3 protein-coding genes are annotated in these 5,357 nt (G+C 69.3%); 2 read left to right on the forward strand and 1 reads right to left on the reverse strand.

Going from position 1 to position 5,357, the window contains the following annotated elements:
* On the forward strand, positions 1–2,150 hold a 2,150-nt coding region (locus tag Mterra_RS18400; protein ID WP_119316466.1), incomplete at its 5' end, for a lipase family protein.
* Positions 2,151–2,263: 113 nt separating this feature from the next.
* Positions 2,264–3,097, forward strand: a complete 834-nt coding sequence (locus Mterra_RS18405; RefSeq protein ID WP_147372937.1) for a hypothetical protein — start codon at positions 2,264–2,266, stop codon at positions 3,095–3,097.
* Between the two features lie 479 nt (positions 3,098–3,576).
* Here Mterra_RS18405 and Mterra_RS18410 read toward each other — a convergent pair.
* The coding region (locus Mterra_RS18410; protein WP_119316468.1) for a S8 family serine peptidase at positions 3,577–5,357 on the reverse strand (1,781 nt) is incomplete at its 5' end.

A 5,357-nucleotide genomic window follows, 5' to 3' on the forward strand; every position in this document is an offset into this window, starting at 1 on the left:
TCGACCCCGACCCCGCCCTGGAGGAGCAGGCCGAGCAGGCCGGCCGGGGCTTCGTGCCCCGCCCGGCCCTGCGGCTGGGGCTGGCCGCGGGGCTGGAGGTGGAGCTCCCCGCCGACGGGCGGCGGGTGCTCGACGAGGGCAGCGCCCTGGCCCTGCGGGGGGCGTACCGCGCCGTGGCCCACGAGCTGGCCCGGGCCTACCGGCGGGGGCTGAGCGCCGGCGAGACCGCCCGGGCCATCCGCGAGGCCGAAGCCGCCACCCGGCTGCCGGTATTGGAAGCCGTCCTCACCTTCCTGGGGCGGGCGGAGGGGCTGAAGGCCGGCCTGCTGCGGGCCTACCGGGGGGAGGAGCCCGGGCCCGCCCCCGCGCCCGCCCAGGCGTCACCCGCCGTGCAGCGCAAGGAAAAGGCCGGCCAGGGTGAGGCGATTTTTAATCTGGTGGCGGCTGTCCGACGGGCACTGGTCTCCCAGCATAGCTTCAGGATTACCGAGCTGCTCTCGCCCCTCAGCCACGAGCAATTGCGCGCCGTAGCCAAGGAGTATGAGCGGCGCGAGGGGCGCCCGCTGCTCAACGAGCTACACAAGCTGGAGTGGACCGGCCTAAGCCCCCAGTTGCTCAACCGGCTGGGCCTGGCCGCCCTCGGCTCGCAGGAGGAGGTGACCCTCGCGGCCTTCGCCGAGCAGCTCGCCATCAGCCTAGCCTACGCCAACCAATTCGACCTCTCCGACGCCAAGGGCTATCCCCAACCCCCCGGGGGCCAGGGCAACGCCAACCCCGCCCGGCTGCTGGCCACCTTCGGCTACCGGGCCCTGCCCGCCGTCCAGGGGGAGTGGGGCTTCCAGATGCGGGTCTTCCTGCCCCTGCCTGGCCGGGCCCGCTTCCCCTTTGCCTTCGTGGCCATGCGCGGCACCGAGGGGGTCAACCTGCCTTTCATGAAGGCGGCCGACCCCAAGACCATGTCCGCCGCCCAGTTCGCCAAGGAGCTCGAGAGCGACCTCGACACCCTCACCGACTTCGCCAGCGAGCACACCGGCTACAGCCAGTACGAAGCCAACCGGGACGTCATCGCCAAAGTCATTCAGGAAGCCCGCCAGGCCAGCCCCGGCCCTATGGCTATCTGCGGCCACAGCCTGGGCGGGGCGCTGGCCCAGATCGCCGCCGCCGAGCACCCCCAGCACTTCCGCCACGTCTTCACCTTCCAGTCCCCCGGCATCCGCAAGGCCGACGTGGAGAAGTTGCGCCGGGCCAACCCCCAGCTCCAGGCCCTGCACCTGCGGGTTTCCAACGACGTGGTGCCCATGGCCGGGCAGCAGTTGGTGGACGGCCGCGTCCACACCTACCGGCGAGGGAAATCCCTCCAGGCCCTCCACCCCGCCAAGACCCACAACATGCCCGCCCTGGCCGAGGCCCTGGAGAGCCTGGGCCCCCAGCACCTCACCCCCGACCAGCAGGCCATCGTCCGGTTGGGCAGCCAGGACCCCGACGAGACCAGCGCCGCCCAGGACGGCGTCACCCCGGCGGCCGTCTCCGTCCATCCCAGCCAGAAGGACCCCATCCTGCGCGGCGAGGCCGCCAAGCAAGACCTCCTGCCCCTCGTCTCCACCGCCTCCTTCCGCGCCGCCTACACCTACAGCGTCGGCTACAACGCCCTCGTCGAGTGGGTGCAGCCCCGGCTGCGAGCGCTCAGGCCCGAGAAATTCAAGGGTCCGGGGGGCGCGGAGAGGCTGGTCATTGAGCTCAACCTGATCCTTGAAGAGGCCAACGCCCTGGAGCAGATCCCCAACACCCCGCAGTGCCTGCGCCACTTCGAGCTGGCCTTTGGCACGACGCCGGAGGCGGTACGCAGGGAGATCGGCACGCTGGAGGCCATCCTCGGGGGGAGGCTTCCCGAGCGAGGCCCCTTCAACCCCCACCACGTCCCCAAAGCCCTCATCCCGTACCGCGTCGCCGCGCTGAGGGACTTGGAGAGGAAGTACCTCGGTGGCTCCCTGCACCTGGACAAAGAGGTACTAAACTCCAACCGGGCGAAGCTGCGCTTCCACATCGCCGACCTGTGGTACGCCCAGCACCCCCGCGCCGACGAGGCCACGGTGAGGCTGTGGCAGGCGGCCCAGAAGGGCACCCGTGCCGCTCAGGAGCCCCCCGGATGAGCTTGAACCTACCAAGGCTGAACTTGGTCTTAATGCTGTTAGGGGCTTTGCTTCTACCAGGCAGCGGTTGCAAAGCCCTGAAGAGAGGGGCCACCGTGTCGTTCATGCAGGGAGTGAAACTGGACATTCGCCAGATGGACAACATGGACCGAGTCTTCGCCGAGCTGACCCGGGCCATCGAGTCCGTGGCCTGGCTGGAGCGTGGTCCTTGCGGCCACCTGCCCGATTATCGCTACTCCCGCTGCTATCACTACGACGAGTCCAAGCACTCCCACCACGACCTGAACGCCGACCTCGTCCCTGCGCTGCGGGCCGGTGGTGTCGCCGTCGAGAACTTCGAGGTTGGTGACGGGGATACCCGCACCTACGCCTACATCGAGCAATACCCCAACCTGTACGTCACCCTGGTGGACTTGGGAAGCGTGGTCGATGTGAAGCTCTCCCTCGAGGGCGAGGGGTACTGGGGTCAAAAGAGTGGGCCTGATGGAGCGTACGCCCTGGTGGACCTGGGCACCGCGGCCAGGGACGCCGCCTGGGCCTTGTTGTTTCGAGCGGGATACAGGATTCCTGATCTGCAGAGGGCCGAACAGACCTGCGCCCGTGCCCTCCAGCCCCACCAGTACTGCCTCGAGCTGGGCATGAGCCGTAAGGGGTTCATCGAGCTCATCCGCAGGATCTACTTCGATGGGCCGGAGGACTATTTCTACGCCCTGCTCAACCGGGGCAAGCCCTTCGAGTACCGGGGCGAAAAAAGCCTGAGCCCCAACGCCGAGTTCTTCCGCAGCAGGGGACGCCCCCCGCTATACGTCCTGCGCTACGAGGCCCATCCGAGCGACGAGGTCTTCGTGATCGAGGACAACCTTGCCTACAAATTCATGCGCTTCACCTTCGGCTACACCCCCCACGGCGCGGGGGGCACCCTGCTGGTCAGCGCGGCCATGCGATGAGGAAGCCATGCCATGCCCTGCTAACCGACCCCCGGTACGAGCCCAGCCTGTGGTCCCGCCGCCAGCGGGCTTACCTGGGGGCGTACTTGAGTTGAGTGGTTGGACGAAGAAGTCGAGTTGCCTGACCAGCCGCCAAGGCTAGAGCTCCAACACTCATTCGAGGTAAGGCGCAGTGCGCAAGAAGGTTCGAAACGTGTGCAAGGAGGCTTGAAAAAGTCCGTCCCAATACTGAAAAAAAGCATCGGATGAGCCCCTCGGCCTCTATACGTCACAGGCTCCTTCAAGGAAGACCCTGCCAAGAAGACCCTCGCCGACCTCATCGCCCTGCTCGGCAGGCGCTGAGCCGCGCCGGCCCCCGCCGGGGACGAAATGCTCGAGCGGGCCCCACCCGGGTGGGGCCCGCTCGCCGGGGAGGGGCGTGCGCTGGGGCCCGGGAAGATAGCCCTCAGGCTCGAGAGGCTATCTTCCCAGGTGCGGCGTCAGAAACCGGGGGCCGGGCTGGCGTTCGTGCCCACGCCCAGGCGGTAGAAGTAGCCCAGTCCCTGCCCGCCGCCGGCTTCCTCGAGCTTGACGTAGTACGTCCCGGCCTGGCCCGTCCCCACGGTGAAGCTGAGCGAGGCGGGCACCGCGGCTTCGGTGTCGCTGGCGACTACGGTGCTCTGGTCCGGGGCGACGAGGCTGAGCTTGACCTTCCCCTGCCCGCCGACGTAGGCACTGGCAGCACGGAGGTGGAGCGTCGTCCCTTCGGCCAGGGAGATGGCGTAGACGTCCACGTCCGGCCCGCCCTCCGGGAGGCCGAGGTGGGCGAAGTTGTTGGAGTCGAAGGCCGCGCTGAGGGTGAAGGAGGGGAGCAGCGTGCCCAAGAACCCGGCGAGGTCGGTGGCCGTGCCAGGGATTTCGTTGCGGGCCGGGCCCGAGCTCCCGGCGGTTTCGTACAAGTCGGCCTGCTGACGGAGGATTACCAGGGGTGAGCTGCCCGCGGGCGCGGCGACCACGGTCTCCTGCGGGTCCTCGCTGCCGCCCCACAAAAGCTGGCTAGGGCCCCCGACCAGCACCCGGTAGCTGCCCGGCTCGCTCCCGAGGAAAAGGGCGCCAGGGCCGACGCCGGTCTGGGCGTGGTACTGCTTGCCCGTGGCCGCGTGCACGAGCGTGACGCTGCTAAAGGGGACGAAGCCCAGCATGTCGGTGTTCATGTCGGCGGCCTTGTTCAGCACGCCCACCGTGACGTTGCTCCCGTCGGCGGGCAGCGCAGCCGGGGTGGTGATCCCCTTCGCCAGCCGCACCGCCTCGGCCACGTTCACCCGGCCGGCCCCCATGCCTGCGGTCACGGCGGGCGGCCCCACCACCGGGTCGGCGGTCATCTGCAGGATCCGCATGACCTGATAGGGCGTCGGGCTGAGGCCGTTGTCGCGCAGGACCTGCAGCACCGCCGCCGCCGCCCCTGCCACCACCGGACCGGCCGCGGAGGTCCCTCCGAAGAGCCAGGTCTTGCTGCCCCGGTTCACGTAGGTCGTCAGCACGTCGTCGCCGGGGGCGGAGATGTCCACCCAGGGGCCGTAGGTGGAGAAGTCGGTCTTTTCGTCGTGGGGGTTGGTGGCCGCTACCGCGATGACCCCGGGCAGCCCCGAGGGGAGGTGGTAGGCGTCACGGTAGTCGTTGCCCGCCGAGGCCACCACCACGACCCGGTTCAGCAGGGCGTAGTCGAAGGCGTCCTTGAGAAGATAGCTGTAACCGCCGCCGCCCCAGGAGTTGTTGAGGATGTCGGCCCCGTCGCCGCTGTCGCCGGGATCGGTGGGGGGCAGGCCGTCGGGGCCGTTGACCGCCCAGACGAGGGCCTGCGCCACGTTGAAGTCGCCCGCGTACCCCCCGCCCGAACCCCCGAAGATGGTGACGGGCATGAGCCGGGCGGCGCTGGCCGGGTTGCCGTCACCCCCGGCGACCCCGGCCACGAACTGGCCGTTGTTGGACAGCGCCGCGGCCATCCCCGCCGAGCCTGAACCGTGGGTGTCGCGGCCCGGGTCGCCCTGGAAGGGGGCGGTGGGCGCGTACGCGCTGAGGGTGAAGGCGTTGTAGCCGCTCACGCAGCGGCTGCGGAGGGGCTGGTCGCAGAGGTCGGGGTGGGAACGGTCGAAGTCGGAGTCAACGACGCCGATGGTGACGCCGGTGCCCACCGCTCCCTGGCTCCAGGCGTCGGGAGCGCCGATCTTCCCGAGCCACCACTGCTGCGGCAACAGGGGGTCGTTGAAAGCCGCCTGGGGGC

It is taken from the genome of Calidithermus terrae, assembly GCF_003574345.1.
In the GTDB taxonomy this organism is placed as follows: Bacteria; Deinococcota; Deinococci; order Deinococcales; family Thermaceae; genus Calidithermus; species Calidithermus chliarophilus.